Source organism: Micromonospora sp. NPDC049171 (genome assembly GCF_040648275.1).
GTDB lineage: Bacteria > Actinomycetota > Actinomycetes > Mycobacteriales > Micromonosporaceae > Micromonospora.
Genome location: NZ_JBEZDJ010000011.1, coordinates 90,987 through 117,000, shown reverse-complemented (window position 1 = coordinate 117,000; position 26,014 = coordinate 90,987). Strand labels below are relative to the sequence as shown.

Sequence of the window (26,014 nt, the reverse complement as noted above, 5' to 3'; positions counted from 1 at the left end):
TGATTCGCTCATGGGTCGCGGGCGGTCGCGCCGATGCGCTAGCCTAACGATCGTTCAGGTCAGTATGGCGCGGAGGAGTCGGCGTGACGCTCGACGGTGAGGCACTGGAGCAGCTGCGCAAGCGGGCCCGGTCCGGCGGCGCGGACAAATACCATGCCGCCAACGCGGCCAAGGGCAAGCTCTTCGCGCGCGAGCGGGTCGCACTGCTCGTCGACGAGGGTTCGTTCGTCGAGGACGGCCTCTACGCCAACGCGCTCGCCGAGGGGCTGCCCGCCGACGGCGTGGTCACCGGCACCGCCACCATCGACGGCCGACAGGTCTGCCTGATGGCCAACGACTCCACAGTCAAGGCCGGCAGCTGGGGTGCCCGCACCGTCGAGAAGATCATCCGGATCATCGAGCGGGCGTACGGCGCCGGCGTGCCGATGGTCTACCTGGTCGACTCGGCCGGCGCGCGCATCACCGACCAGGTCGACCTCTTCCCCGGTCGCCGCGGCGCCGGCAAGATCTTCTGGAACCAGGTCCGCGCCTCCGGCTCAATTCCGCAGGTCTGCGCGCTGTTCGGCCCGAGCGCCGCCGGAGGGGCGTACATTCCGGCGTTCTGCGACGTGGTGGCCCTGGTCGACGGCAACGCGAGCATGTATCTCGGCTCGGACCGCATGGTCGAGATGGTCACCGGCGAGAAGACCACCCTGGAGGCGATGGGCGGGGCCAAGGTGCACACCGCCGAGTCCGGCGTCGGGCACTTCCTCTGCAAGACCGAGGCCGACGCGCTCGACGTGGTGAAGACCTACCTGTCGTACCTGCCGGCGAACTGGACCCAGGCGCCGCCGACCGCCCCGGCGGTCGCCGCGCCCGCGAAGGCCGACCTGGCCGCGCTGGTGCCGGCCAGCGAGCGGCAGGCGTTCGACATGCGGCGGTACGTCAAGGGCCTGCTCGACGAGGGTTCGTTCTTCGAGATCCAGGCGCTGTGGGCCAAGGAGCTGACCATCGGCTTCGGTCGTCTGGACGGTCAGGTCGTCGGCGTGCTCGGCAACAACTCGATGTTCAAGGGCGGTGTGCTCTTCGTCGACTCGGCCGACAAGGCCACCCGGTTCGTGCAGCTCTGCGACGCGTTCAACGTGCCGCTGCTGTTCCTCAGTGACGTCCCCGGCTTCATGGTCGGCAGCGCGGTGGAGAAGCAGGGCATCATCCGACACGGCGCCAAGATGATCACCGCGATCTCCGAGGCGACGGTGCCGAAGATCTGTGTGGTGGTCCGCAAGGCGTACGGCGCCGGCCTCTACGCGATGGCCGGCCCCGGGTTCGAGCCGGACGCCACCATCGCCCTACCCAGCGCGAAGATCGCGGTGATGGGGGCCGAGGCCGCCGTGAACGCCGTCTACGCCAACAAGATCGCGGCGATCGAGGACGAGGCCGAGCGGGCCGCCTTCGTGGCCGCCAAGCGAGCCGAGTACGAGCAGGACATCGACGTCGTCCGGCTCGCCAGCGAGCTGGTGGTGGACGCCATCGTCGAGCCGCACGACCTGCGCATCGAGCTGGTCCGTCGCTTCGCGGCGGCGCGTACCAAGGATCGGCACTTCTCTCGTCGTCGGCACGGCGTCACCCCGGTCTGACCCGACGGCGTACCGCCACCCGTCCCCGGCGTCACGAGCGCCCGACGGCACCGTCCCCACAGGAGGATGAGATGGATTTCCGGCTCACCGACGACCAAACGGCGCTGCGGGAGAGCGTGCGGGACTTCGCGCGCGAGGTGGTCGCCCCGGTCATCGCCGAGCACTACGAGCAGCACACCTTCCCGTACGAGGTGATCCGCCAGATGGGCAAGATGGGCCTGTTCGGCCTGCCCTTCGGCGAGGAGCACGGCGGCATGGGCGGCGACTACTTCGCGCTCTGCCTGGCCCTGGAAGAGTTGGCCCGGGTCGACTCCAGCGTGGCCATCACGCTGGAGGCGGCGGTCTCGCTCGGCGCGATGCCGATCTACCGGTTCGGCACCGCCGAGCAGAAGGCGACGTGGTTGCCCCGGTTGCTCAGCGGTGAGGCGCTGGCCGGGTTCGGGCTCACCGAGCCGGGCACCGGCTCGGACGCCGCCGGCACCCAGACGCGGGCGGTGCTGGACGGCGACGAGTGGGTGATCAACGGGTCGAAGGCGTTCATCACCAACTCGGGCACCGACATCACGGCTATGGTGACCGTCACGGCGGTGACCGGCACGAACCCGGACGGCTCCAAGGAGCTGTCGACGATCATCGTGCCGACCGGCACGCCCGGGTTCACCGTGGCGCCTGGCTACTCCAAGGTGGGGTGGACCGCCTCGGACACCCACGAGCTGACCTTCGACGACTGCCGGGTGCCGGCGGCCAACCTGCTCGGCGAGCGGGGCCGCGGCTTCGCCCAGTTCCTGCGGATCCTCGACGAGGGTCGGATCGCCATCGCGGCGCTGGCGGTCGGCCTCGCCCAGGGCTGCGTCGACGAGTCCATCAGGTACGCGAAGGAGCGGCACGCCTTCGGCCGGCCGATCGGCGCCAACCAGGCGATCCAGTTCAAGATCGCTGACATGGAGCTGAAGGCGCACACCGCCCGGCTGGCCTACTACGACGCCGCCGCCCGGATGCTGGCCGGCGAGCCGTTCAAGCGGCAGGCCGCCATCGCCAAGCTGCACGCCAGCACGATCGCGGTGGACAACGCCCGCGAGGCCACCCAGATCCACGGCGGGTACGGCTTCATGAACGAGTATCCGGTGGCCCGATTCTGGCGGGACTCCAAGATCCTGGAGATCGGCGAGGGCACCAGCGAGGTGCAACGCATGATCATCGCTCGTGATCTGGGCCTCTGAGAGTCTCACCGGGTAGGCCGGCCATTTGGCCCCGCGCGGGTTGTCCGTAGGGCTGTCGGATTATCGGCGAACGGGCGTCGGTAGCCCGACGTTCGGCTGCCGACGGTCGTAGTCCATCCGTACTCTTCGTGGCCATGACTCCGGATCATGATCGGTCACGGAGCCCGGCTGGGCGTACCCCCCTGCCGGAGCTGCTCCGCGGGCATCGACGCGCCGCCGGCCTGACCCAGGCCGAGCTGGCGTCCCGGGCCGGGGTGGGTGTGCGAACGGTGCGTGACCTGGAGCGCGGCCGGTCGGTCCGGCCGCAGCGCACCACTGTCGAGCTGCTCGCCGCGGCGTTGGCGCTGACCGGCACCAGCCGAGCGGCGTTCCTGGCCGCGGCCCGGGGCCCCGCCGGCGCCGAGCCAGCCCGGGCGGACGCCACCCCGACGGCGCTCGGGATCGGGGGCAGGACGACGGCGGAGGCGGCATCCATCGACCTGCCGGCCGCACTCCCGCCGCCGATCACGCTTGTCGGCCGGGAGCGTGACCTCACCGAGCTGGCCGAGATGCTGACGGCCGAGCGCGGGCCCCGGCTGGTGAGCCTGGTCGGGCTGGCCGGGGTCGGCAAGACCGCCCTGGCGACGGCGGTGGCGCATCTGGTGGCCGTCGCCCACCCGGCCGGTGTGGCCGGGATGCTTGTCGGCGAAGGCTCGGACGGGCCGGACGTGTTCGCCGCCTCGATGGGCGTACTCGGGGCGGCGCGGCTGCCGGAACTCGTGGCCCGGCTCGCCGGGCAGCCGGCGCTGCTGGTGGTGGACGCGGTGGAGCGTGCGCCCGGCCCGGTGGCCACGACGCTGCACCGGCTGCTCGCCGCACTGCCCTCGCTGCGGGTGTTGGTCACCGGGCGGCACCCGGTCGGGCTGCCCGGCGAGAGAGTGTGGCCGGTCGCGCCGCTCGACGTGCCGCCACCGGGTGCCGAACGCTCCGGATCGGCCCCGCTCGACACCTGGCCAGCTGTCGCGTTGTTCATCTCCCGGCTCGCCCAGGTCCGTCGGGAGCCGCCCACCCGCGACGAGTTGCCAGCGCTTGCCGCGCTGGTCCGCCGGCTGGGCGGGCTGCCGCTGGCCATCGAGCTGATGGCCGCTCGGGGCCGACTCCTCGACCTCACCGAACTGCTCGACAGGTACGGCGACCGGGTGCTCGACCTCGCCACTCCCGCCGAGCCGGCGGGCCACCCCGGCTGGGACGCCTCGGATGCGCTCACCCGCACCACCGGCGAAGCCGACACGGGTTCGGCGGGGGGTTCGGTCACCCTGCGCGAAGCGGTGGCGACAAGTTACCGATTGCTGGCCCCGGACGAGCAGGCGGCGCTTCGCCGGCTCGCCGTGTTCGGCGACCGCTGGTCGGTGGAGTTGGCCGAGGAGATGCTCGGCGACGAGGCCGACCGGGACGGCACGGTGGCGATCGACCCTGTCGCACTGCTGGACCGGTTCGTCGAGCTCGGGCTGCTGAGCGTACGCGGCACCGGGCCGTTCCGGTTCCGGTTGCTCGACGCGGTCCGCGACTACGCCGTCGAGCAGGCGGCCGGAGAGGGTGAGTTGACGGGCATCCGACGTCGGCACGCCGAGGTGATCGCGCGCCTGGTGGCCCGGACCGCCAGCGACCTGGTCGGCCCCCGGCTGCCCGACGCGGTGCACCGGCTGGACGAGATCAGCAGTGACATCAGCTCGTCGCTGGTCCACGCGGCCACCGACGACCCGATGACCGCGCTGCGGCTGGCGGCGTGCCTGACCCGCTGGTGGCGGTTCCGTGGGCGCGACGTCGCCGGGCGGCAGTGGCTGCGGCGGTTGCTGGCGGACCCGCGGACCGCGGACGCCGATCCGATCCTGCGGGGCTGGGCCGCGCTCGGGGTTGCCCGGCTGGCGGCCGAGCACGGCGCGGGCGCCGAGGAGCTGTCGACGGCACGCGCGGCGTTGGACATCTTCCGGCAGGCCGGCGACGTCACCGGGGAGTTGGAGGCGCGAAACATGCTCGGCACCCTGCTGATCTCCGTCGGGGGGCAGGACGAGGCTCGCGAGCAGGCCGAGACGGCGCTGCGGTTGGCCGCCCGTAATGGACGTACCCGGGATCTGGCGGTGGCCCAGAACAGCCTCGCCTGGCACGAGATCCGGACGGGTGACCTGGCCGCGGCCCGGCGCAGGCTCGCCGCGGTGGACCGACTCGCCGCGGAGAGTGGCGAGCAGCGACTTCGGGTGCTGGCCTGGGCCAACCGAGCCGAGGTCGCCCGCCTGGAGGGCTGGTACGCGGACGCCGTCGACCAGGGCCGGCGGGCGATCGCGGCGTTGGCCGAGCTGGGTGATCCGCGACGCCGTCGCCGGGTGCTGGGGAAACTCGGGTTGGCGCTGGCTCAGGACGGGCGTGGTGCGGAAGCGACAGAGGTGCTCAGCGAGCTGCGCGCGGGGACTGTCGACGCGGTGGCGGCCGAATCGCCGCGAGCTTCGGCTCGGCGGGGCGTGGTGCCGCGACAGCGCTCGGAGGACGCGGCACTGTCCTCGGGCGGCCCGGAGGCTGGGCTCTGTGCGTTGATCGAGGGCAATCTGGCGCTGCACCGGGGTGACCGGGAGTTGGCCGCCGAGTGGTTCGCCGCCGCCGTCGACGCCAAGGGTCAGGATCACCGAGATGTGGTGGAGGCGCTGGTGGGACTGGCCGCCAGCACCGCGAACCCGGCGGTCCTGGACCGGCTGGAGCGGGTCTGCGAGGAGAGCGGCATTCGGCTGCTGCCGCAGGAGTCGGGCCTGCTCTACGCGCTGACCGCCGTCCGGAGTGGCCCGGAAGCACCCTAGGGTCTGCCGCTCGCGAGCGGCGCCGACGGGCGTCGGGGCGGGAGAGTGGCGCGGACGAAGAGCCCCCTTGGTGCTACCCCTCGCTGATCGCCCGCGCCGTCACCCCCCGGTTGATCCCCGGTGTAGGAAGCCTGCCACCGCCATGGAGGCGGAAAGTCGGGTTAGATGGCATTCTTCGGCTCGGATGGCTTAGTTCTGCCGCTTTTTCTGCCGCTATTGGTAATCGTCACCGCCCCGGTGCTCAGGGCTGGGTGGTGGCGGTCTGCTGCTCGGGGCTGACGTCGTCGCTGCCGGCGGTGGCGCACGGATGTGCGGCGTCGCGGACCCGGCGTAGCCCGTCGAGCAGGGCCGCCAGTGCCTCCGGGTCGAGTTGGCCGGTGAACCATTGCTCGATCATCTGTAGATGCCCGGGCAGCGTCTCGTTCAGTCGCTGCATCCCGGCGGCGGTGACGACCGCGTACGAGCTGCGCCTGTCGTTCGGGCAGGCCCGCCGGGTGAGCAACCCGTCGCGTTCCATCCGGTCGACGACGCGCGTCACGCCGCTTGTGGACAACGAGGTCTGGGCGGCGAGGTCGGTCATCCGTAGTTGGTTGCCCGGCGAGCGGGCCAGTCGGGTGATGACCTCGAACTCGACCGAGGAGAGGCCATGCTCCTCGAGTTGGGCGGTGAACCGGGCTGACAGCCCGGCGTGCGCCTCGAAGAGTAGGCCGACGGCGGTGATCCGGGGATCGTCGAAGACGTTGGTCACTCGTTCATCCTAGCAGTACTTGACACGGGGAATATTGTTGCGGTTATATTTGCTCCGGCAGTCGTTGGGCTACTAAACATTCCCCCCTGGAGGACAGCAGCATGACCAGCAGCACCGATGTGGTTACCCGCGACTGGGACGGCCTCACCATCCCGGCGGCTGGCACCTACGCGCTGGATGTGGCGCACAAGCGGGTCGGCTTCGTCGCGCGGCACATGATGGTGAGCAAGGTCCGCGGTGAGTTCAAGGAGGCGACCGCCACCATCACCATCGCCGAGGACCCGATGCAGTCGTCGGTCTCCGCCACCATCCAGGCGGCCAGCATCGACACCACCCAGACCGACCGGGACGCGCACCTGCGCAGCCCCGAGTTCCTGGACGTGGAGAAGTTTCCGACGCTCGAGTTCCGCAGCACCGGGGTCAAGTCCCGTCGTGGCAGCGAGTTCGTGCTCACCGGTGAGCTGAGCATCAGGGGCGTCACCCGTCCGGTCGAGCTGGAGGTGGAGTTCGAGGGTGTCGGCCGCAGCCCGTTCGGTCAGGACATCTTCGGTTTCTCCGCGAGCACCGAGATCGACCGGGAGGAGTTCGGCCTGACCTGGAACGTCACCCTGGAGACCGGTGGCGTGCTGGTCAGCCGCAAGATCAAGATCGAGATCGAGGGCGAGGCCGTCCGTCAGGCCTGATCTACCCCGGATCACCGGTACGCCGGGCCCGCGCCGCACGTCGGCGCGGGCCCGGCGTCGTCTCCACCGCCAATGTCGTGGTCGTGGTAATTGTCACGACTTGTTGGCACCGCCCCCGGGTCCAGGCGTCGACGACGGGGTACAGATGGCGCCACGAGTGCCTCCGCTCCGGCCTCTGGCCCCGGTCAGGTGGGCGCTCTTACCGTGAAGGGTTCACAATGCGCTTGCCGGGACGGCAGAATCCCGACCGCGCCGGTTGTCGGGAGGACACATGGGCAGGGACGTCGCGCAGGGCGCCTTCACCCGGGATGATCGCATCCGCTACCGGCAGAAGGTGCGACGGTGCCTGGATGTCTTCGCCCTCATGTTGGACGACTTCGGGTTCGACGCCGACCGGCCGATGACCGGCCTGGAGATCGAGCTCAACCTGGTCGACTCGGCGGCCGAGCCGGCGATGCGCAACGAGGAGATCCTCGCCGACATCGCCGACCCGCTGTTCCAGACCGAGCTGGGGCAGTTCAACCTGGAACTCAACGCCGAACCCCGACTGATCGAGGGCACCGGCTTCGCCGACTACGAGCACGACCTGCGCGGCAGCCTCTCCAGAGCCGACGAGCGCGCGGCCAGGTCCGACGCGAAGATCGTCCTGGTCGGCATCCTGCCTACCCTCACCGAGGGGCACCTGGTGGAGGACAACCTCTCCACCAACGAGCGCTATCGGGTGCTCAACGACCAGATCGTGGGCGCCCGCGGCGAGGACATCGAGCTGGACATCCGCGGCGTCGAGCAGCTCCGGACGCACACCGACTCGATCGCCCCCGAGGCGGCCTGCACCAGCCTCCAGTTCCACCTCCAGGTGGCACCGGACAGCTTCGCCGACTACTGGAACGCCTCCCAGGCCATCGCCGGCGTGCAGGTGGCGATCGGGGCGAACAGCCCCTTCCTGTACGGGCGTCAACTGTGGGCCGAGACGCGGATCGCCCTGTTCCAGCAGGCCACCGACACCCGCCCGGACGAGCTCAAGGCCCAGGGCGTACGGCCCCGGGTGTGGTTCGGTGAGCGGTGGATCACCTCGATCTTCGATCTCTTCGAGGAAAATGTTCGGTACTTTCCGCCGCTGCTGCCGATCTGCGGGGACGAGGACCCGGTGGAGGTGCTGCACGCCGGCGGTGTGCCGCAGCTCGGGGAGTTGAGGCTGCACAACGGCACTGTCTACCGGTGGAACCGCCCGGTCTACGACATCATGAACGGCCGACCGCACCTGCGGGTGGAGAACCGGGTGCTGCCGGCCGGCCCGACGGTGGTGGACATGCTCGCCAACGCGGCCTTCTACTTCGGGCTGGCGCGGGGTCTGGCCGAGGCGGACCGTCCGATCTGGAGCCAACTCACCTTCAGCTCCGCCGAGGAGAACTTCCAGGCCGCCGCCCGACGGGGCCTCGATGCCGTGCTGCACTGGCCCGGGCTCGGCGACGTGCCCGTCACCAAGCTGGTGCTGGAGCGGTTGCTGCCCACCGCCGCGGCCGGCCTGGACGGGTTCGGCGTCGCGCCGGCCCAGCGGGACCGGCTGCTCGGCATCATCGAGCAACGCTGCCGTACCGGCCGCAACGGCGCCGTCTGGCAGACCGAGGCGGTGTGGGCGGCCCAGCGTCGCCTCGACATGAACCGGTCGGCCGCACTGCACCACATGGTCCAGCGCTACGCGGAACTCCAGCGCGCCAACGAACCCGTCCACACCTGGCCAGTCCCCTAACCCACCCCACCCCACCCCACCCCACCCCCACCCCCCTCAGATCGCGTTGATCATGAGGTTATTGCCGCGACACGCCGTGCCGGATGGCAATAACCCCATGATCAACGAGGCGGGCCGGGGTGGGGTGGGGGTGGGGGTGGGGGGTGGGGGGTGGGGTGGGGGGTGGGGGTTAGTCGGGGGTGGGGCGGGTGGATTGGCGGGTTGCGCGGGTGCGGCGGGCGCTTGGTGTCGGATCCTCTGCGGGGGCGGAGATGGAGGGTTCGGTGCGCGGCGCGGGCACCCTTGGTGCGGGCACCCGCGGCGCTGCATCCGGACCTGGCGTGGCACCCGCACCTGGCGTGGCACCCGCACCTGGCGTGGCACCCGCACCTGGCGTGGCATCCGCACCTGGTGCGGCGCCTGCCATGGTTGTCCCGGGTGGGGCGTCGGTCCTGCCGCGTCGACCCGTGGTGGCGATGGGCGAGCGGGAAGTCGACGGCTCGGCGTTCGGAGCCGGATCGGTCCGAGGGGTCGGCCCGTCGACGGTGGCCCGGGTCGAGTCGACCTGAGCAGCCGGGCGCGCGTCCGCCCTCGGGACCGAGGCAGCCGCACCCCGACTCCGCTCGGCGCGATCGACGAGGACAGCCGCCAGCACGGAGCCGCCGATGCCGGCGAGCACCGCGTACGGGGCGATCAGCTGGGTGGACAGCTGCGCGGGGCCCAGCGTCGACCAGTGCGGCAGGGTGGTCAGGTAGGCGAGCGCGACAAGCACCGGACCGGCAGCGCCGGAGGCCGCGGCCCCGATCCGGTGCCCGGCCGACCGGGCGCTGTGCCGGGCGGCCAGCACGCCGATCAGCAGCGCGGGCACGAGTGCCAACAGCGCACCGGGCCAGTAGAGCTGGCCGGCGATCCAGTACCGCGGCTGGTCCGGATCGAGCTGCCAGGTGCCGAGCTGAGCACCGGTCAGCCCTCGTCCGACGCGTACCCCGTCGATCACCGAGACCACCGCGAGCAGCCACAGCCAGGCGGCGGTCGCGGTCACGTTGACCGCGGCGGCCCGGGACCGGAGCGCCCAGACCGCGACGAGCACACCGATCAGGATGCCCAGCGTCGCCTGCACGGCGGCGGTCCGTTGCGGTTCGCCGGTGTCGGCACCGGTCGCGACCCGCGCGGGAACGGCGATCAGCAGTACGGTGACCAGCCCGCCGACCCCGGCGCCGAGCGCCAGGACCACCCGCCGCAGCAGGCCGCCTCGGTCGTCGGACGGCTGCGGCGGTCGCCTTGCGGTCGTCTCCGGGTCAGCTCGGTCGTCGGACGGCACCTCGGCTGGCTGCGGCGATCGCCTCTCGGGCGTCTCTGGGCCGGTGGTGTCGGTGGCGGGGCCGGAAACCTCGGTCACCGGCTGCTCGGGCGTCGTGGATGCGCCGCGCTGGTGTAGCCGCTGCGCGCAGACCGCGCCGAGGACCGTCGAGCTGGCGGCGAGCCAGGTGGCCCAGGCGAGGCCGTCGGCCCAGGCCGTGTCCGTGGCCCCGAGATCGGTGGGCGTCCAGGTGATGACGCCGAGCCCGTAGCCGAAGCCCAGTTGTGCGGCGCCCGCGCCGGCAGCGATTCCGATCGCGGTCGCGATCGACACTCCCCAGCCCTGTCTGGCCATGCCGGGCAGCGTAACGTCCCGTCGTCGGCGCGGCGAGTCGCAACGACCCGCCGGTATGGACTGACCGTCGGTGCGGCGGATTGGGCGGCGGGCGGTACGGTCGCCGGTGATGAGGCGGTGGGCGGTATGACGGACACGAACACGGGCTCGCAGGATGCCGCGGGCGGCGGCACGAGCCGGGCCAGCGTGCTGCTGGGTGGTGGGTTGGCCGTTGTGCTGCTCGCCGCGATCGGCGCGACCGGCGGTTGGCTGCTGGCCGGCGACGGTGACCCACCTCCCGGGGATCCGCTGGCCGCCGCGACCACGACCGCTCCGCCGACCAGCCGGGCCACCGCGCCCCGGCCGAGCACCGGCCGGGCCACGCCGTCGGCCGTCCGCACCTCCGCCACGGCGACCAGGGGGCCCGGGCTGACCGTGCCACCGGTGGTCGGCACCGACTTCGAGCAGGCCCGGGACGTGCTGCGCGAGCAGCGGCTGGGCTGGCGGCTGGTGTTCGGCGGTGGGTCCGGTCGTACGGTCGAGAGCACCTCACCGACCGTGGGCGCCGAGGTCGCCCGGGGTACGACCGTGCAACTCCAGGTGGCTGGGCCGGCGCCAGCGGCCGAGGTGCCGGACGTGGTCGGGAAGGACTGCGCCAAAGCCGTCGACGATTTGGTCGACGAGGGCCTCTACCCGCGTTACATCAGCGGCCGCAACGGAAAGGTCGCCCGGCAGGAGCCGGTGGAGGATGGCCCGGCCCGGTGGAACGACGAGGTCAGCATCTGGTGCGGGTCGGGCGCCCCCGAACAACCGACGGCGAAGCCCACTTCCTGATCTCGGGCCGGCAAGCCGATCGGCTGCCCGGCGGGATCGGTGCGCCCCGCTTGTGTGCGGGCGGCGCGGCTCGGCACGCTGATCCCCACCGATGGCCGGTTGGGAGACTAGGTTGACGGTCGAGGGGCCATGACGCCCGTCCGGTTCGGGAAAGGACGTGCGATGAGCGACGACCGCCAGGAGCCGCCCGCCGGCGACCACGACGACGACCGGACCCGTCCCCTGCCACCGGCCACCGACCGGGCGGAGTCACCGCAACCGACCCGACCCGCCAGCGCACCGGACGAGACGGCGCCGATCGACCGGGCCGTCCCGGCTCATCCCGCCGCCTCGCCCGACCAGACCATGCCGATCGACCGTCCCACCGGTACCCAACCGGGCACGCCGGCCGCGCCGGTTACTCCGGGCACGCCTGCGGACCAGACGACCCGGATACCGGTGGAGCAGTCGACTTCGCCGTCGTGGTCCGGGCGGGCCGAGGTGCGGCCGTCCCGGCCGGAATCCGGCGGTGAGTGGTACGTCGAGGAGCAGGGCGGCCGGCGCTGGTGGCTACCGATCCTGTGGGGTGTGCTCGCGCTGCTGCTCGTCGGGCTGCTCGGGGGAGCGCTCTGGTTGGTGCTCGCCCAGCGCGATGACGACCGGGACGACCCGGGTAGCACCCCGTCCGCCCCGTCAGCCAGTGCCACAAGTGCCACAAGTGCCGCACCGACCAGCGCATCCCCCAGCTCGGCGGCACCGACAAGCGAGACACCGAGCAGCCCGCCGACCACCAGCGCGCCGGACGAGGTGCCGGTGCCGCCGCTCGCCGGGCTGCCGCAGGCCACCGCCGAGGGGTTGCTGGGCCGGCTCGGCATCTCCTACCAGGTTGAGTACCGCCCGTCGGAGCTGCCACCGGGGACCGTGGTGGGCACCGAGCCGGGAACGGGCACGTCGGTGTCGACCGACGACGAGGTGTTGTTGATCGTCTCCCAGGCCCGGCCCTCGACCGGGGTGAGCCCGACCGCCCCGAGTCCGACGGTCACGAGCACACCCTGACCGATGGTCAGCACCTCCGCCGGCGGTGCCGACCAGGCCGAGGACGGCCTGATTGGTGGTCACCACCTCCGTCGGCGGGTGCCGACCAGGCCGAGGCCGGCCATGGAGATGGCGAGACCGAAGATCCCGGACCAGAACAGGGAGCGGCGGACGTTCGGCGTGGTGTCCCGGGCCGGAGCTGCCTCGGTGAGTTCCTGACGGCCGTCGGACTGGCCGCCGGCGCCACCGCCGACCACCGGCCCGGTCGGGCCGGTGCCCGCGGCATGTTCGCCCGGGCCACCGGCGCCGATCCAGTCGGGTTCCTCGTGCGCCGCGGGACCGTCGTCCGTCGGCGGGTCGGCGTCGACCACGGTGATCTCAGGTGCGGGCACCGGTGTGGTCAGCCGGGTGGACGACATCGCCGGGTCGCGGACGAGGACCAGGATCGTGGCCACCGCCCCGAGGAGAGCGAGCAGGCCGAATGCGTAGGCGATGAGGGAGCGGTGGTGCCGCCGCAGGGCGGGCTGATTGACCATGACCATCCCAGGGTCAGGGTCCTGGACGCGCGGGCGGAACAGTGCCGGGGTGGGCGTACCAATTCTATGGTGACGGCACGCCCACCGGCGGCGGATCGGGTCGGTCAGCCAACCCGGATCGGGGTACGGGTGACCGGTCGCCGGGCGCGCACGGTGTGCGGGCGCGGCTCGGGGGCTGCCTGTAGCTGTTGCAGCCCTGCCCGCTGGACGAAGATCGACCGTCGGATGACCGCGTCGCCCGCGGCGTTCAACTCATAGCCGTCGAGCCAGAGCCAGCCGTCATAGGTGGGCCAGTCCAACACTCGGATCACCCGGAACTTGATGGGCCGGAGGAACTGGACACTCGCCGCGCGAGTCACGAGCAGTACGTCACCGGTGCGGGGAAGCACATGGGCTCCTGGGGAGGATGGCCGGCGGCTGTGCCGGCGGTGCCTGAACGGGGGACGTCTCGGCCGGTGACGGGGTCGTGCCTCGTGAACCGGTGGTGCGGATGGCGGTGGCCGGGCCGTACCTCGCTGGTGGCGTGCCGCCACCCGACCACCACCCGGATGCTTCCGGGGACCGCGCCCGCCGCCGCAGCTTGCCGGCTTGCAGCAGCGGGGTCTTTACCCCCGGAGCAGGTCTCGGTGTCGTCGGCCGGACCCGCGTCGCGCCCGGTGCCCCCGGCTCGGTGGGGTCACCACTGCGAGGGAGTGGACGGAGACGCTGAGTAACCCGTGCCATACGGACAGAGTGCATGAGGGACGTGCCACATGCAAGTTGCACGTCGACTTTTGCCGATACGTGAGCGAGTCCCGCGAAAGGCCTATTGAAGCCTTCCGCGTACGGACGGCACACTGGGAGCCGGTTTCGCCCGTCGCGACCGGCCGAGGACCGCACCACCCCTCGTCGCGAACGCTCGCCGGACGACGGTCGCGCCACCGGCGGGTGTCATCCGTGGCGCGTCGACCGGAGGTAGCCCGAGTGGGGTCGAGCAGCCAGCGGCGGGGATCAACGATTCGCGGTTCGCGCGATGAGTGAGCGGCGCAGTCCCACCATCAGGCGGCGAAGGCTCGGTGCCGAGCTGCGCCGCCAGCGTGAGTCCGCCGGGATCACCATCGAGGTGGTCGCCGAGCAGTTGGAGTGCTCGGCGTCGAAGATCTCCCGGATCGAGACCGGGCACACCACCGCCACCCCGCGCGACGTCCGGGACATGCTGCGGATCTACGGGGTGGTCGGCGCCGAGAGCGACGAGCTGGTGCAGATCGCCCGGGAGGCCCGACAAAAAGGTTGGTGGCATCCGTACAGCACGGTGCTCGTCGGCGCGTACGTCGGGCTGGAGGCAGCGGCGAGTTCGATCCGGGCGTACGAACAGCAGGTCGTGCCGGGTCTCCTGGAGACCGAGGAGTACGCGTCGGCGATGATCCGCGCGGCCCGGCCGGACTTCACCGCCGATCAGGTGCACCAGAGGGTGCGTGTCCGTTTGGGCCGTCAGTCGTTGTTGACCCAGGACGATCCGGTCGATCTGTGGGTGGTACTCGATGAGGCGGTGGTACGTCGGCCGGTGGGCGGGGACGAGGTGATGCGTGGCCAACTCAAGCGGTTGGTCGAGGTTGCCGAGTTGCCGAACGTGACGCTGCAGATCCTGCCCTTCGAGGTGGGCGCGCACGCCGGCATGGACGGCACCTTCACGATCCTCAGCTTCCCTGAGCCCGGTGATCCGGATGTTGTGTACGCGGAGAACGCCACGGGTGGGCTTTTCCTCGAGAAGAGCGACGAACTGCAGAAGTACAGCTTCATCTTCGATCACATCCGCGCTGCGGCCATACGTCCAGAGGAGTCTGTCGCACACATCGCAAAACTGGCAGAGGAGCCGTTGTGGAAATGGCGACCAAAGGGTTCCCCGTGGACCTGACGCAGGCAGCATGGTTCAAGAGCTCGAAGAGCGGGCCGAACTGTGACAACTGCGTGGAGGTGGCGTACGTGACGGGGGCGGTCGGAGTGCGGGACTCGAAGGACAAGGCGGGCCCAGCCCTGGTCTTCGCACCGAGTGACTGGCACGCCTTCGTCGGCGGCACCCGAGGCGGTGCGTTCGGCGCGGTCTGACCGAGTGGTCAACTGAGGTCCCCGTCCGGATCCGGACGGGGACCTTGCCGTGTGCGGGGAGGGTCGGGCGGGGGTGGCTGGGTGAGGTTCCGCCGGGATTCCCGTCGCCACAGCCGGCCCGTCTCGTTGAACCGAGCGGTACGGCGCGGGTCGACGACCCGTCGCCCCGACCGGCAACCGAGCGAGGTAGGCGAGACGGATGACGACGATCGGGTCAGACAATCTCACCAACGGTCCGGGCAAACCGGAGCGGTTCGGTGGAAAGTACCGCGGAGCGCGTCGGGACAGCGTACTGACCGAAGTAATTTCGACAGACCAGGAGATGAGCGGGCGGGACGGGTCGGCCTCCGACTCGGCCGATATTCCGCTCTCGCTGCCCTCGCTGGACCCGAACCCGCTGGTGGAGCCGTCGTTTCCGCCCACCGGCTGGCCGATGGAGCCCAGCGGCTCGTTGGCCGACCACCCGCTGCTGCGCGGCCTGCTGTTGGAGTTGCCGCCGAGGGGCAGCGTGCCGCCGCCCGGCTGGCTGGACCGCTGGTTCGAGGCGACCAGGGCGATCCTGGAACTGCTATACGTGCAGGGGGCTGGCCGCCCGCGCTGATCGCGGAACGTTGGGCTGGGCCCGCTCGGCGAACCGGCTGTGCCGCAGGGCGTGCCGGACCCCGATGGCGATCACCGCGAGCGCGCCCACGGTGATCGCCGGCCCGGTGACACCCGGGTCGGCGCCGAGATCGGTGCCGATCGCCCCGATCACCGCCGGCACCGTGGCCAGGGCGGTCACCTGTAGCGGCAGGCCGATGAGCGGGTGGGCCGCGGCGGCGCGCAGCCCGTGTGGCGCCGGCGTGCCGGGGGCGCTGACGAACGCCCCCGCCCCGGCCCGCAGCCGCCGGATCCGCCGGAGGGAGCAGACCGTCGCCACGAGCGCCGGACCGGCGGCCAGCGTGAGCCCGGCGGCGGCACGGTCGACCGGCGCGGTGCCGGCACTGAGCAGGCCGGCGCCGAGCACGGCCGCGGTGAGCGCCACGCCGGTCAGAGCCAACACCAGCAACCATCCGGTACGCCGGCGCAGCAGGCAGGTGGTGCGCAGCCGGGGGAGCCCGTCGGCCACGACACCGGCGGCCAGCCAGACGGCGGCGACCGGAAGCAGGATGGTGAGTTGACTCTCCATGTTCGAGAGTCTTCCCCGAATCACGCAGGTGCGAATCCGGGCCGGTCCCCTGTTCGCCCCGGACCCCAGGCCCGTAGGGGTCATCGCACCGAGATATGGGCGTTTCGGCATGTCCAACTACCTGGTCGCTGACTTACCCTCAGCTAGATCGGCAATTGTCGATTGATGTTGGGACCGGTGGTCACGTTCCACCACCGGTCAGAGGGAGGTAGGAAATGGGTCTTCCACGAAGGTCCGTACTGGTCGGGGTGGCAACGGCGACCGTGCTGGCCGTCGGCACGCCGGCCCTGGCCGCCGAACCCGCGGGTGAGGTCAGGGCCGCCGGCGGAGTCACCGCCGTGCCGGACAGCTACATCGTCGTTCTCAAGGACAGCGCCGTGGCCCGCGACCGGGTCGGTGACACCGCGAAGCGGCTCTCCGGCCGCCACGGCGGCACGGTGGCCCGCACCTACGGCGCGGCGCTGCGCGGCTTCGAGGTCAAGGTCAGCGCGAGCGCGGCGGCGCGGATCGCGGCCGACCCGGCGGTGGCGTACGTCGAGCAGAACCACACCGTCTCCATCTCCGGCACGCAGGCCAACCCGCCCTCCTGGGGCCTGGACCGGATCGACCAGCGCAACCTGCCGCTGGACAGCTCCTACACCTACCCGAACACGGCAAGCAACGTGCACGCGTACATCATCGACACCGGCATCCGGTTCTCCCACAACGACTTCGGTGGCCGGGCAACCTCCGGCTACGACGCGGTGGACGGCGGGGCGGCCGACGACTGCAACGGGCACGGCACGCACGTCGCCGGCACCGTCGGCGGATCCTCGTACGGGGTCGCCAAGGCGGTCCAGCTCGTCGGTGTCCGGGTGCTGAACTGCTCCGGCAGCGGCACCAACGCCGGTGTGATCGCCGGCGTCGACTGGGTCACCGCGAACGCGATCAAGCCGGCGGTGGCGAACATGAGCCTCGGTGGCGGCGCGAACAGCTCGCTGGACAACGCCGTGCGCAACTCGATCGCCTCCGGTGTCACGTACGGCCTGGCGGCCGGCAACGACAACGGCGCGAACGCGTGCAACACCTCACCGGCGCGTACCACGGAGGCCATCACGGTGGGCTCGACGACCAGCTCGGACGCCCGCTCGTCGTTCTCCAACGTCGGCACCTGCCTGGACATCTTCGCGCCCGGCTCGTCGATCACCTCGGCCTGGTACAACAGCAACACCGCGACCAACACGATCAGCGGCACCTCGATGGCCACGCCGCACGTGGTCGGAGCGGCGGCCCTGGTGGCCAGCGCCAACCCGAGCTGGACCCCGGCTCAGGTCCGCAACCAGTTGGTGGCCAGCGCGACACCCAACGTGGTGAGCAACCCCGGCTCGGGCTCACCGAACCTGCTTCTCTACGTGGGCACCGGCACTACCCCGCCGCCGCCGACCGGCTGCACCGGCACCAACGGCACCGACGTGTCGATCCCGGACGCCGGGGCGGCGGTGACCAGCTCGATCACCATCTCCGGCTGCGGTCGCAACGCCTCGTCGGCCTCCACGGTGGCGGTCAACATCGTGCACACCTACCGTGGTGACCTGGTCATCGACCTGCTCGCCCCGGACGGCAGCGCGTACCGGCTGAAGAACAGCAGCACCTCGGACAGCGCGGACAACGTGAACGCCACCTACACGACCAACGTGTCCGGTGAGGCCGCCGACGGCATCTGGCGGCTCCAGGTACGGGACACCTACTCGGCCGACACCGGCTACATCAACACCTGGACCCTGACCGTCTGACCCTCCCTCCCCACGACCGAGGCCCCACCCGGAAAATCGGGTGGGGCCTCGTGTCGTACGCGATCAGGGGTCAGACCGAGAAGGTGGCCGGCCGCTCGGTCGCCGGCGCCGGCGGCCGGGCCTTCCACAGGCCGACCTTCTGGGCGGCGAGCCGGCTCAGGTAGGCCGGGTTGAGGATGACGTAGCGGCGCCAGAGCCGCTTCGGCTCCAGACCGAGACGCCAGAACCACTCCAGACCGGCGCGCTGCATCCAGCGCGGAGGCTGGCGCAGCAGCCCGGCGTGGTAGTCGAAGGCCGCACCGACCGCCATCAACGGCATGTCCAGCAGCGGCCGCATGGCGTACGCGAAGACCTCCTGGCGTGGGCAGCCCAACCCGACCAGGACCAACCGGGCGCCGCTGGACCGGATGCGGTCGGCGATCTCGGTGTCCTCACCCGGCTGGACGGCCCGAAACTTGGACGGCTCCACCCCGGCGATCTTCAGTGCGGGGAACATCCGCTCCAGCGCCGGGATCAACCGGGCGAGGGTCTCCTCGGTCGAGCCGTAAAGGTAGACCGGCAAGCCCTCGTCGGCGAAGCGCGACAACACGTGCAGGGTCAGCGTCGGCCCGTAGACCCGGTCGGCGAGCCCGGCGTGGTGCAGCAGGTTGAGCGCCCACCGCACCGGCTGCCCGTCCGGCGTGACCACGTCGAACGAGTTGAGCCGGGCGTTGTGCGCCGGATCCAGCACCCCGGTCATCACGCCGTGCACGGCCAGCGCGGTCAGCGCGAGCGGACGCCGCTCGTGCGCCGCGGTCACCACCGCGTCGGTCGCCGTCGCGTAGTCGGTGACGTCGACCAGGACGCCGAGCACATTGCGCTTGGTCCGCGCGGTCATGCCTTGAATACCCACTTGCCCACGTTGGCCTCGTAGATCTCCCGCAGGATCATCGGCACGTCGTACGTGATCTTCCAGTCCGGGTACTGCGCCTCGAACCGGGCCATGCTGCTGACATACCACTGGTGGTCGCCGGTGCGGTTCTGCTCGACGTAGTTGATCCGCGCCTCGCGGCCGGCGATCTCCTCGGCGATCCGGAACGCCTCGATGTGGGAGGTGTTGGAGTGCCGGCCGCCACCGAGGTTGTAGACCTCGGCGGAGCGGGGGGCCCGGAAGAACGCCTCGAACGCGGTGAGCACGTCGCGTGAGTGGATCGCGTCCCGGACCATCTTGCCCTTGTAGCCGAACAGGTTGTATGTCCGGCCCTCCATCACGCAGCGCATCAGGTACGCCAGGAACCCGTGCAGCTCGGCGGCCGAGTGCGCCGGACCGGTGAGCGTGCCGCCGCGGAAGCAGGCGGTCTTCATGTCGAAGTAGCGCCCGTACTCCTGGACCATGACGTCCGCCGCAACCTTGGAGGCGCCGAAGACCGAGTGCAGCGAGTGGTCGATCGACATCTCTTCGGTGATGCCCTCGTACCAGCGGTGGTCCTCGGGCAGCTCGTATCGTGTCTCCAGCTCGATCAGCGGCAGGCTGTTGGGCCGGTCGCCGTAGACCTTGTTGGTCGAGCAGTGGATGAACGGCGCGTCGATCGCGTGCCGGCGGGTGTTCTCCAGGATGTTGAGCGTGCCGCCGGCGTTCACGTCGAAGTCCGTGTACGGCTCCTTGGCCGCCCAGTCGTGGCTCGGCTGAGCGGCGCTGTGGATCACCACGGCGATGTCCGAGGCGTACTTCTTGAAGACCTGCTCCAAGCCGTCGCGGTCCCGGATGTCCACCGCGAAATGCGTGTACGCGCTGCCCAGGTCACGAGCGAGCCGCTCCAGGCTCCAGGATGTGGAGCCGTCTTCGCCGAAGAAGTACCGGCGCATGTCGTTGTCGATGCCGACGACGTCCAGACCGAGGCCGGCGAAGTGCCGGACCGCCTCGGAGCCGATCAGGCCACCCGACCCTGTCACCAACGCGACACTCACACGCCACTCCCGGTCCATCGGAGGCAGAATCCATCGCAGCATAGCGTGACGTCTGGCCCGTCCCGATATGACGGAAGGGCCCCGCGGTAAGCGGAGCCCTCGTCGGTGGTGGGGATGGGGGGAGTTGAACCCCCACGCCCTTTCGGGCACACGGACCTGAACCGTGCGCGTCTGCCATTCCGCCACATCCCCGTGGCACAACCCGGAACACTGTAGCCGCCCCGGCCCCGCTGTCTCCAGCGGCCCCGGGAATACTACGCTGTCCAAGGCGCTCGCCACGAGCGATTACCGTTCGTGGCGGACGAAAGATTAGCACGGCAATCCCGGCCCTTCCGAACGGGCCGAGAGCAGGTGGCCGAGCGGCGTGTGAGCTGCGCGCGCGCCGGCCGGATACCATCATGTCCTCGGGACCCGAGGAGGAGCCGGTGAGCGTGCTGCAACGCTTCGAGAAGCGTCTGGAAGGCCTGGTAGAAGGGGCCTTCGCCAAGGTCTTCAAAGGGGTGGTCCACCCCGTGGAGATCCTCAACGCCATGCAGCGGGAGGCCGAGGCGCACAAGGCGATCCTGGCCGGTGGGCGCACGTTGGTGCCCAACCGCTACGTGATCGATCTCTCGCCGTTCGACCACAGTCGGCTGGCGCCGTACGCCGCTGCGCTGGCCCAGGAGTTGGCCCAGTCGCAGGCGGAGTTCATCGGCGAGCAGGCCTGGACGGTCTATGGCGACGTGATCGTCGAGATCGAGCGAGGCGAGGGCCTGGACACGGGCATGTTCCGTGTCACAGCCGAGGTCTACACCGGCGGCGAGGTCGCCCCGGTGTCGGCACCCGGCTACGACGCCGGGCCGCCCGCCTACCCCGCGTACGACCAGGGTGGTGGCTACGGCCCTCCGCCCGGGCACGGTGGCGGTCGCAACGTGCGGCTGGTCTCCGGCGACGGTCGCACCTACCCCCTTCAGATGGGGTCGACGGTGATCGGTCGCGGCGACCAGGCCAACCTGCGTCTGCCCGACGTCGGCATCTCCCGGCGACACGCCCGGTTGGATTTCGACGGGGGCCAGGTCGTGCTGACCGATCTGGGGTCGACCAACGGCACCATGGTCAACGGGCAGCGGGTTTCCGCTGTCGCACTCAACCCCGGTGACATGGTCCAGCTCGGCACGACGACGCTGACCTTCCGCGTGGACGGCTGATCCGCCTTGCCGGAACTGGTCATCACAGTTGCCCGGTTCGGGTTCCTGATCCTGCTGTGGATCTTCGTGTTCACGGTGGTCGGCGTGATCCGCCGGGATCTCTTCGCGGGCGCCCGCTCCGGGCGTCTGGTCGCCGCGCCGCGCGCGGTGGGCGCCTCGACGGGGCAGGCGACGAAACCCGCGAAGGTCAAACGGGGTAGGGCGGCACACCAGCTCGTGGTGACAGCCGGTCAACTGGCCGGCACCCGGATCACTCTCGGTGAAGCGCAGATCACCATTGGTCGAGCTGAGGACTCCACCCTGGTCATCACCGACGACTACGCCTCGGCGCGACACGCCCGGCTCGTGCCGCGCGAAGGGCAGTGGTACGTCGAGGACCTCGGCTCGACTAACGGCACGTACCTCGATCGCGCTAAGGTCACCGGACCAACCCCCGTCCCCCTCGGCGTGCCGATCCGGATCGGCCGCACTTCCCTCGAATTACGGCCATGACTCTGACCCTGCGCTATGCGGCCCACAGCGACCGCGGTCTGATCCGAGACGGCAATCAAGACTCCGTCTACGCCGGGCCGCGGCTACTCGCCGTTGCCGACGGCATGGGCGGCATGGCCGCCGGTGACGTCGCCAGCAACATCGTCATCGGTGCCATGGCGCCGCTCGACGAGGACGTCCCCGGGGACGCTCTCGTCGACGCGTTGCGTTCGGCCGTGGGCACCGCCAACCAACAACTCCGCGACACGGTGGATGCCAACCCGCAGTTGGAGGGGATGGGCACCACGCTGACGGCGACCCTCTTCACCGGCAGCAAGCTGGGGATGGTCCACATCGGCGACTCGCGGGCCTACCTGCTGCGCAACGGTGACTTCGCGCAGATCACCAAGGACGACACCTACGTCCAGATGCTCGTCGACGAAGGCCGGATCAGCGCCGAGGAGGCGAGCAGTCACCCACAGCGGTCGCTGCTCACCCGAGCTCTCGACGGCCGGGACATCGACCCGGAATACTCGGTGCGCCAGGTGCTGCCCGGCGACAGGTACCTGATCTGCAGCGACGGCCTCTCGGGTGTGGTCAGCGCCGAGACCATCGGCGACACCCTCCGGGAATACACCGACCCGCAGCAGTGCGTCGAGCGGCTGGTGCAGCTCGCGCTGCGCGGCGGTGGCCCGGACAACATCACGGTGATCATCGCCGACGCCACGGATCAGGACATCGTCGAGGCGAGCCCGATCGTCGGTGGTGCCGCCGCTCGGGACCGGGGCATGGCGACCTCCGCGGACGACTCGACTCCGGCTGCCCGGGCCTCGGCGCTGGCCGCGCCGCGCCCGGCCGTGCCCGAGGAGCCAGCGGCCTCGGACGACGAACCGGACCGTCCGAAGCGCCGCCCGGTACGCACCGCCGCCATGGCGCTGGCCCTGCTGGTGATCGTGGGCGGAGGGGCCTTCGGAGGCTGGACGTACACCCAGCGGCAGTACTACGTGGGAGCCACCGAGGAGGGCCAGGTCGCCGTCTTCCGTGGCGTCCAGGGTCAGATCGCCGGGATGGACCTCTCCACCGTGCACCGCCGCAGCGGCACCCGCCTGGACGACCTCACGGTCGCCGCGCAGGACACCGTCCGGGTGGGCATCCGGGCCAAGAGCGAGCCGGACGCCGAGCGTCAGCTCGCCGAGCTGACCAGCGACACCCCGAGCAACCCCAACCTGAAGCCGCTCTGCCCGCTGGATCCGTCCGCCGCGGCGGGTGGCACGCCGACGCCGGCCGGTCCGGCGTCGAGCCCGAACGGCAGCCCAAGCCCGAATGGCAGCCCGAGCCCGAACGGCAGCCCGAGCCCGAACGGCAGCCCGAGCACCATCGCGTCCCCGACATCCAACGGGGTTGTCAGCGCGAGCCCGACCGTCGGCGCCACCGCCATCGGCTCGTCCACCACACCCGACGTCACGCCCTCCGACTCGGCCACGCCGGCGCTCGACCCGGCCGCCTGCCGATCTCCTGAGTGAGCGTCGGCTGAGATCCCGAGGATTCCACCTGTGACCGTAGCGGCCACACCGGCAACCTCGCCCGCCACCGCGGGCGAGCAGTCCGGCGTACGCCTGGCGCGGTCGCGCCGCAACGCCGAGCTGTCCCTCCTGCTGCTCGCCATGGCGTTGGTGGCCGCGTACGGGGCGACGGTCGAGGCGAACCTGCTGGACACCGTGACCCCGGACTTCTGGATGCCCGCCGCCGCGCTCGGCGCGGTCTTCCTCGGTCTGCATCTGGTCATCCGATTCCTCGCCCCGTTCGCCGACCCGGCGCTGTTGCCGGCGGTGGCCCTGCTCAACGGGCTCGGGGTGGGCTTCCTCCGCCGGATCGACCTGGGCGACGCGCCCGTGGCCGACCGGGAGAGCCTGGCCATCTTCGCCGGCATCGGCGGGCGGCAGTTGGCCTGGACGCTCGCCGCGGTGATCCTCGCCGCCGCCCTGCTCGCCATCATGCGCGACCACCGTTCGGTCTCCCGGTACGCGTACACCCTGGGGTTGGCCGGCATCGTGCTGGTGATGCTCCCGGCGGTGTTGCCCCGGAGCATCTCCGAGATCAACGGTGCGAAGCTGTGGATCCGGGTGGGTGGTTTCTCCATCCAGCCGGGTGAGTTCGCCAAGCTGGCGCTGCTTGTCTTCTTCGCCTACTACCTGGTCCGCAAGCGCGAGGTGCTCTCGCTGGCGAGTCGACGGTTCCTCGGCATCGACTTCCCGCGCGGGCGCGACCTCGGCCCGGTGGTCGGAGTCTGGCTGGTCAGCCTCATGGTCCTCGTCTTCGAGAAGGACCTGGGCACGTCGCTGCTCTACTTCGGCATGTTCGTGGTGACTCTCTACATCGCCACCGAACGAGTCAGTTGGCTGCTGATCGGTCTCGTCCTCTTCTTCGGCGGGGCCTACCTCGCCTACGTCCTCGGTTCGACGGTCGGCGGCCCGTTCGCCAACTTCTACGTCCGGGCGGAGATCTGGCTGGACCCGTTCGCCGACCCGACCAACAAGGGCTACCAACTCGTGCAGGGGCTGCTCGCCCTGGGCACGGGTGGGCTCTTCGGCGCCGGGCCGGGCGGCGGCCAACCGGACAGCCTGCCCGAGGTGCAGAACGACTTCATCTTCGCCGGCCTCGGTGAGGAGCTCGGCCTCTTCGGTCTCTCCGCCCTGCTCGTCGTCTACCTGTTGATCGTGGAGCGTGGGCTGCGGGCCGCGCTCGCGGTCCGGGACTCGTTCGGCAAGCTCCTCGCTGGCGGTCTCGCGTTCACCCTCGGCCTCCAGGTCTTCGTGATCGTCGGTGGGATCAGCAAGCTCATTCCGCTGACCGGTCAGACCACCCCGTTCCTGTCCGCCGGTGGCTCGTCGTTGATGGCCAACTGGTTGCTCGTCGCGGTGCTGCTGCGGGTCTCCGACGGAGCCCGTCGGCCGGTCGGCGGGAGCGCCAGCAAGGCCGCCCGGCCCACCGGTGGCGCACCGGAGCAGCTGCACGGTGCTCCCACGGAGGTGATCAAGCCGTGAACGCACCACTGCGCCGGGTCGGCGTCGTCGTCATGGTCCTGTTCGGCCTGCTCTTCGCCAACCTCAACTGGGTGCAGTTCCAGAAGGCCGACGAGTACCGCACCAGCGACTACAACGGTCGGGTCCAGGTCGCCGACTACAAGCGCAAGCGCGGCAACATCGAGGCCGGCGGCACCGCGGTGGCGACCAGCAAGGAGACCACCGGCAGGCTGAAGTTCCAGCGCGCCTACCCGGGCGGCGCGGAGTACGCTCACGTGCTCGGCTACAAGCCGGTCAGCCTGGCCGACACGGGCATCGAGCGGGCGGAGAACGACTTCCTGGCCGGCACCAGCGACCAGCTGATCGGCGACCGGATCAAGGACATGTTCACCGGCGACGAGAGCGGTGGCGGCAACGTGCTGCTCAGCCTCTCCAAGCAGGCCCAGGACGTGGCGTACAACCAGCTGCGCACCAACCAGGTGGGGGCGAAGCGGGGCGCGGCCATCGCCATCGACCCGCGTACCGGGGCGGTGCAGGCGCTTGTCTCCATGCCCAGCTTCGACCCGAACCCGCTGGCCAGTCACACCGACAAGGATGCGGCCGCGGCGTACAACAAGCTGGAACAGGACCCGGCGGGCCCCCTGAAGAACCGGGCGCTCTCCGAGACACTGCCGCCGGGCTCCACGTTCAAGATTGTGGTTGCCGCGGCGGCACTGGAGAACGGCGTCGGCAAGACCACCCAGATCCCGGCCGGTCCCAGTTGGACGCCGCCCACCTCCGGCACCCCGATCCGCAACGCCGACCCGTCGATCTGCCCGGAGTCGAAGGTCACCCTGCTGGAGGCGGTCACCGAGTCGTGCAACACCGGCTTCGCGCAACTCGGCGTGCGGCTGGGCGCCGACACTCTCAAGGAGAAGGCCCGGCAGTTCGGCTTCGAGCAGGAGGATCTGACCGTCGGTCACCTCGGCGAGGACGGTCTGCCCACGGCGGCCAGCCGGACCGGGGACATGCTGAACCCGGACGGCAGCGTCGACCAGGCCGCACTGGCCCAGTCCTCGATCGGCCAGAACAACGTCCGGATGACCCCGCTCGAAGGTGCCATGATCGCCGGTGCGATCGCCAACAACGGCAGCCAGATGCGGCCCTACCTGGTCCAGCAGTTGCTCGCCCCGGACCGGATCACCAGCTACTTCACCGCCAAGCCACGGGAGCTGCGTCAGCCGGTCGAGCCGCAGGTCGCCGCCGACCTGCGCGAGATGATGGTCAGCGTCGTCCAGAACGGCACCGGCAAGAAGGCCGCGGTCAGCGGCTACACGGTCGGCGGCAAGACGGGCACCGCCCAGTCCGCACCGGACCGGCCCGACCACGGCTGGTTCATCGGCTTCGCACTGGACAAGAACGGCACCCCGATCTCCGCGGTCTGCGTGATGCTCGAACAGGCCGGGCCCGGTGGCAGCGGCGAGGCAGCCCGGATCGCCGGCCAGATCATGCGCGCCGCCATCCGCGACCCCGGGGGGCGCTGA

General features: G+C 70.8%; 23 protein-coding genes and 1 tRNA gene. 16 read left to right on the top strand and 8 right to left on the bottom strand.

Annotated elements, in window-relative coordinates; translation table 11 throughout:
- Positions 1-83: 83 nt before the first annotated feature.
- The 3 genes from AB0B14_RS16040 (at position 84) to AB0B14_RS16030 (ending at position 5,661) form a co-directional block, all read left to right on the top strand.
- Positions 84-1,616 (top strand): acyl-CoA carboxylase subunit beta, encoded by a 1,533-nt coding sequence (locus AB0B14_RS16040; RefSeq protein WP_357522858.1) that lies wholly within the window; start codon positions 84-86, stop codon positions 1,614-1,616.
- Between the two features lie 71 nt (positions 1,617-1,687).
- Positions 1,688-2,836: an acyl-CoA dehydrogenase family protein gene (locus AB0B14_RS16035; protein ID WP_357522857.1), complete on the top strand. Its 1,149-nt coding sequence runs from the start codon at positions 1,688-1,690 to the stop codon at positions 2,834-2,836.
- Positions 2,837-2,970: 134 nt separating this feature from the next.
- Positions 2,971-5,661 (top strand): helix-turn-helix domain-containing protein, encoded by a 2,691-nt coding sequence (locus tag AB0B14_RS16030; RefSeq protein ID WP_357522856.1) that lies wholly within the window; start codon positions 2,971-2,973, stop codon positions 5,659-5,661.
- Between the two features lie 241 nt (positions 5,662-5,902).
- Here AB0B14_RS16030 and AB0B14_RS16025 read toward each other — a convergent pair whose 3' ends face one another.
- On the bottom strand, positions 5,903-6,409 hold the full coding sequence (locus AB0B14_RS16025; RefSeq protein WP_357522855.1) for a MarR family transcriptional regulator: 507 nt from the start codon (positions 6,407-6,409) through the stop codon (positions 5,903-5,905).
- Between the two features lie 101 nt (positions 6,410-6,510).
- Here AB0B14_RS16025 and AB0B14_RS16020 point away from each other — a divergent pair, with 101 nt between their 5' ends.
- Positions 6,511-7,092, top strand: coding sequence for a YceI family protein (locus AB0B14_RS16020; RefSeq protein WP_357066270.1), 582 nt, complete (start codon positions 6,511-6,513; stop codon positions 7,090-7,092).
- A 271-nt stretch (positions 7,093-7,363) separates the two neighbouring features.
- Complete coding sequence (locus AB0B14_RS16015; protein ID WP_357066273.1) at positions 7,364-8,842, top strand: glutamate--cysteine ligase; 1,479 nt, start codon at positions 7,364-7,366, stop codon at positions 8,840-8,842.
- Between the two features lie 169 nt (positions 8,843-9,011).
- Here AB0B14_RS16015 and AB0B14_RS16010 read toward each other — a convergent pair whose 3' ends face one another.
- Entirely contained in the window at positions 9,012-10,475 is a 1,464-nt protein-coding gene (locus AB0B14_RS16010; protein ID WP_357522854.1) for a hypothetical protein, read from the bottom strand.
- Between the two features lie 126 nt (positions 10,476-10,601).
- Between AB0B14_RS16010 and AB0B14_RS16005 the strand changes: the two genes are divergently transcribed.
- On the top strand, positions 10,602-11,288 hold the full coding sequence (locus tag AB0B14_RS16005) for a PASTA domain-containing protein (protein WP_357066279.1): 687 nt from the start codon (positions 10,602-10,604) through the stop codon (positions 11,286-11,288).
- 162 nt (positions 11,289-11,450) lie between these two features.
- Positions 11,451-12,323 (top strand): PASTA domain-containing protein, encoded by an 873-nt coding sequence (locus tag AB0B14_RS16000; protein ID WP_357522853.1) that lies wholly within the window; start codon positions 11,451-11,453, stop codon positions 12,321-12,323.
- 59 nt (positions 12,324-12,382) lie between these two features.
- Here the strand turns inward: AB0B14_RS16000 and AB0B14_RS15995 are convergent, their stop codons facing one another.
- Positions 12,383-12,838: a hypothetical protein gene (locus tag AB0B14_RS15995; RefSeq protein WP_357066285.1), complete on the bottom strand. Its 456-nt coding sequence runs from the start codon at positions 12,836-12,838 to the stop codon at positions 12,383-12,385.
- 104 nt (positions 12,839-12,942) lie between these two features.
- Positions 12,943-13,227: a hypothetical protein gene (locus AB0B14_RS15990; RefSeq protein WP_357066288.1), complete on the bottom strand. Its 285-nt coding sequence runs from the start codon at positions 13,225-13,227 to the stop codon at positions 12,943-12,945.
- Positions 13,228-13,850: 623 nt separating this feature from the next.
- Between AB0B14_RS15990 and AB0B14_RS15985 the strand changes: the two genes are divergently transcribed.
- The 3 genes from AB0B14_RS15985 to AB0B14_RS15975 all read left to right on the top strand — a co-directional run bounded on the left by AB0B14_RS15985 (position 13,851) and on the right by AB0B14_RS15975 (position 15,524).
- The gene (locus AB0B14_RS15985; protein WP_357066291.1) at positions 13,851-14,732 is read left to right on the top strand and encodes a helix-turn-helix transcriptional regulator; all 882 of its coding nucleotides are present in this window, start codon (positions 13,851-13,853) and stop codon (positions 14,730-14,732) included.
- Positions 14,702-14,923 (top strand): DUF397 domain-containing protein, encoded by a 222-nt coding sequence (locus AB0B14_RS15980; protein ID WP_357066294.1) that lies wholly within the window; start codon positions 14,702-14,704, stop codon positions 14,921-14,923. The genes AB0B14_RS15985 and AB0B14_RS15980 overlap by 31 nt, the downstream gene beginning before the upstream one ends.
- A 199-nt stretch (positions 14,924-15,122) precedes the next feature.
- Positions 15,123-15,524, top strand: coding sequence for a hypothetical protein (locus tag AB0B14_RS15975; protein WP_357066298.1), 402 nt, complete (start codon positions 15,123-15,125; stop codon positions 15,522-15,524).
- On the opposite strand, the gene AB0B14_RS15970 is transcribed toward AB0B14_RS15975, so the two are convergent.
- Positions 15,492-16,091 (bottom strand): hypothetical protein, encoded by a 600-nt coding sequence (locus tag AB0B14_RS15970; RefSeq protein WP_357522852.1) that lies wholly within the window; start codon positions 16,089-16,091, stop codon positions 15,492-15,494. The genes AB0B14_RS15975 and AB0B14_RS15970 overlap by 33 nt on opposite strands.
- A 215-nt stretch (positions 16,092-16,306) precedes the next feature.
- Here AB0B14_RS15970 and AB0B14_RS15965 point away from each other — a divergent pair, with 215 nt between their 5' ends.
- The gene (locus AB0B14_RS15965; protein ID WP_357066304.1) at positions 16,307-17,863 is read left to right on the top strand and encodes a S8 family serine peptidase; all 1,557 of its coding nucleotides are present in this window, start codon (positions 16,307-16,309) and stop codon (positions 17,861-17,863) included.
- A 70-nt stretch (positions 17,864-17,933) separates the two neighbouring features.
- Here the strand turns inward: AB0B14_RS15965 and AB0B14_RS15960 are convergent, their stop codons facing one another.
- The 3 genes from AB0B14_RS15960 to AB0B14_RS15950 form a co-directional block, all read right to left on the bottom strand.
- Entirely contained in the window at positions 17,934-18,740 is an 807-nt protein-coding gene (locus AB0B14_RS15960; RefSeq protein WP_357066307.1) for a WecB/TagA/CpsF family glycosyltransferase, read from the bottom strand.
- Positions 18,737-19,852: an NAD-dependent epimerase/dehydratase family protein gene (locus AB0B14_RS15955; protein ID WP_357066310.1), complete on the bottom strand. Its 1,116-nt coding sequence runs from the start codon at positions 19,850-19,852 to the stop codon at positions 18,737-18,739. Before AB0B14_RS15955 ends, AB0B14_RS15960 begins: the two co-directional genes overlap by 4 nt.
- Positions 19,853-19,916: 64 nt before the next feature.
- Positions 19,917-20,002 (bottom strand) — tRNA-Leu (locus AB0B14_RS15950).
- A 206-nt stretch (positions 20,003-20,208) separates the two neighbouring features.
- Here AB0B14_RS15950 and AB0B14_RS15945 point away from each other — a divergent pair.
- The 5 genes from AB0B14_RS15945 to AB0B14_RS15925 are packed head-to-tail and all read left to right on the top strand — an operon-like array spanning position 20,209 to position 26,014.
- Positions 20,209-20,997 (top strand): DUF3662 and FHA domain-containing protein, encoded by a 789-nt coding sequence (locus tag AB0B14_RS15945; RefSeq protein WP_007454122.1) that lies wholly within the window; start codon positions 20,209-20,211, stop codon positions 20,995-20,997.
- A 6-nt stretch (positions 20,998-21,003) separates the two neighbouring features.
- On the top strand, positions 21,004-21,489 hold the full coding sequence (locus AB0B14_RS15940; RefSeq protein WP_357066314.1) for an FHA domain-containing protein: 486 nt from the start codon (positions 21,004-21,006) through the stop codon (positions 21,487-21,489).
- On the top strand, positions 21,486-22,991 hold the full coding sequence (locus AB0B14_RS15935) for a PP2C family serine/threonine-protein phosphatase (RefSeq protein ID WP_357066317.1): 1,506 nt from the start codon (positions 21,486-21,488) through the stop codon (positions 22,989-22,991). Before AB0B14_RS15940 ends, AB0B14_RS15935 begins: the two co-directional genes overlap by 4 nt.
- 30 nt (positions 22,992-23,021) lie before the next feature.
- Positions 23,022-24,512, top strand: coding sequence for an FtsW/RodA/SpoVE family cell cycle protein (locus AB0B14_RS15930; RefSeq protein WP_357066321.1), 1,491 nt, complete (start codon positions 23,022-23,024; stop codon positions 24,510-24,512).
- Positions 24,509-26,014: a penicillin-binding protein 2 gene (locus AB0B14_RS15925; protein WP_357522851.1), complete on the top strand. Its 1,506-nt coding sequence runs from the start codon at positions 24,509-24,511 to the stop codon at positions 26,012-26,014. The genes AB0B14_RS15930 and AB0B14_RS15925 overlap by 4 nt, the downstream gene beginning before the upstream one ends.

Excerpts from the sequence above, each read along its gene's own strand:
- AB0B14_RS15965 (WP_357066304.1), top strand. The coding sequence starts at position 16,307 with ATGGGTCTTCCACGAAGGTCCGTACTGGTCGGGGTGGCAACGGCGACC.
- AB0B14_RS15975 (WP_357066298.1), top strand. The coding sequence starts at position 15,123 with ATGACGACGATCGGGTCAGACAATCTCACCAACGGTCCGGGCAAACCG.
- AB0B14_RS16000 (WP_357522853.1), top strand. The coding sequence starts at position 11,451 with ATGAGCGACGACCGCCAGGAGCCGCCCGCCGGCGACCACGACGACGAC.
- AB0B14_RS15970 (WP_357522852.1), bottom strand. The coding sequence starts at position 16,091 with ATGGAGAGTCAACTCACCATCCTGCTTCCGGTCGCCGCCGTCTGGCTG.
- AB0B14_RS16010 (WP_357522854.1), bottom strand. The coding sequence starts at position 10,475 with ATGGCCAGACAGGGCTGGGGAGTGTCGATCGCGACCGCGATCGGAATC.
- AB0B14_RS15945 (WP_007454122.1), top strand. The coding sequence starts at position 20,209 with ATGTCCTCGGGACCCGAGGAGGAGCCGGTGAGCGTGCTGCAACGCTTC.
- AB0B14_RS15980 (WP_357066294.1), top strand. The coding sequence starts at position 14,702 with ATGGCGACCAAAGGGTTCCCCGTGGACCTGACGCAGGCAGCATGGTTC.
- AB0B14_RS15935 (WP_357066317.1), top strand. The coding sequence starts at position 21,486 with ATGACTCTGACCCTGCGCTATGCGGCCCACAGCGACCGCGGTCTGATC.
- AB0B14_RS15985 (WP_357066291.1), top strand. The coding sequence starts at position 13,851 with ATGAGTGAGCGGCGCAGTCCCACCATCAGGCGGCGAAGGCTCGGTGCC.
- AB0B14_RS15995 (WP_357066285.1), bottom strand. The coding sequence starts at position 12,838 with ATGGTCAATCAGCCCGCCCTGCGGCGGCACCACCGCTCCCTCATCGCC.
- AB0B14_RS16035 (WP_357522857.1), top strand. The coding sequence starts at position 1,688 with ATGGATTTCCGGCTCACCGACGACCAAACGGCGCTGCGGGAGAGCGTG.
- AB0B14_RS15960 (WP_357066307.1), bottom strand. The coding sequence starts at position 18,740 with ATGACCGCGCGGACCAAGCGCAATGTGCTCGGCGTCCTGGTCGACGTC.
- AB0B14_RS16015 (WP_357066273.1), top strand. The coding sequence starts at position 7,364 with ATGGGCAGGGACGTCGCGCAGGGCGCCTTCACCCGGGATGATCGCATC.
- AB0B14_RS16020 (WP_357066270.1), top strand. The coding sequence starts at position 6,511 with ATGACCAGCAGCACCGATGTGGTTACCCGCGACTGGGACGGCCTCACC.
- AB0B14_RS16005 (WP_357066279.1), top strand. The coding sequence starts at position 10,602 with ATGACGGACACGAACACGGGCTCGCAGGATGCCGCGGGCGGCGGCACG.
- AB0B14_RS15955 (WP_357066310.1), bottom strand. The coding sequence starts at position 19,852 with ATGCTGCGATGGATTCTGCCTCCGATGGACCGGGAGTGGCGTGTGAGT.
- AB0B14_RS16030 (WP_357522856.1), top strand. The coding sequence starts at position 2,971 with ATGACTCCGGATCATGATCGGTCACGGAGCCCGGCTGGGCGTACCCCC.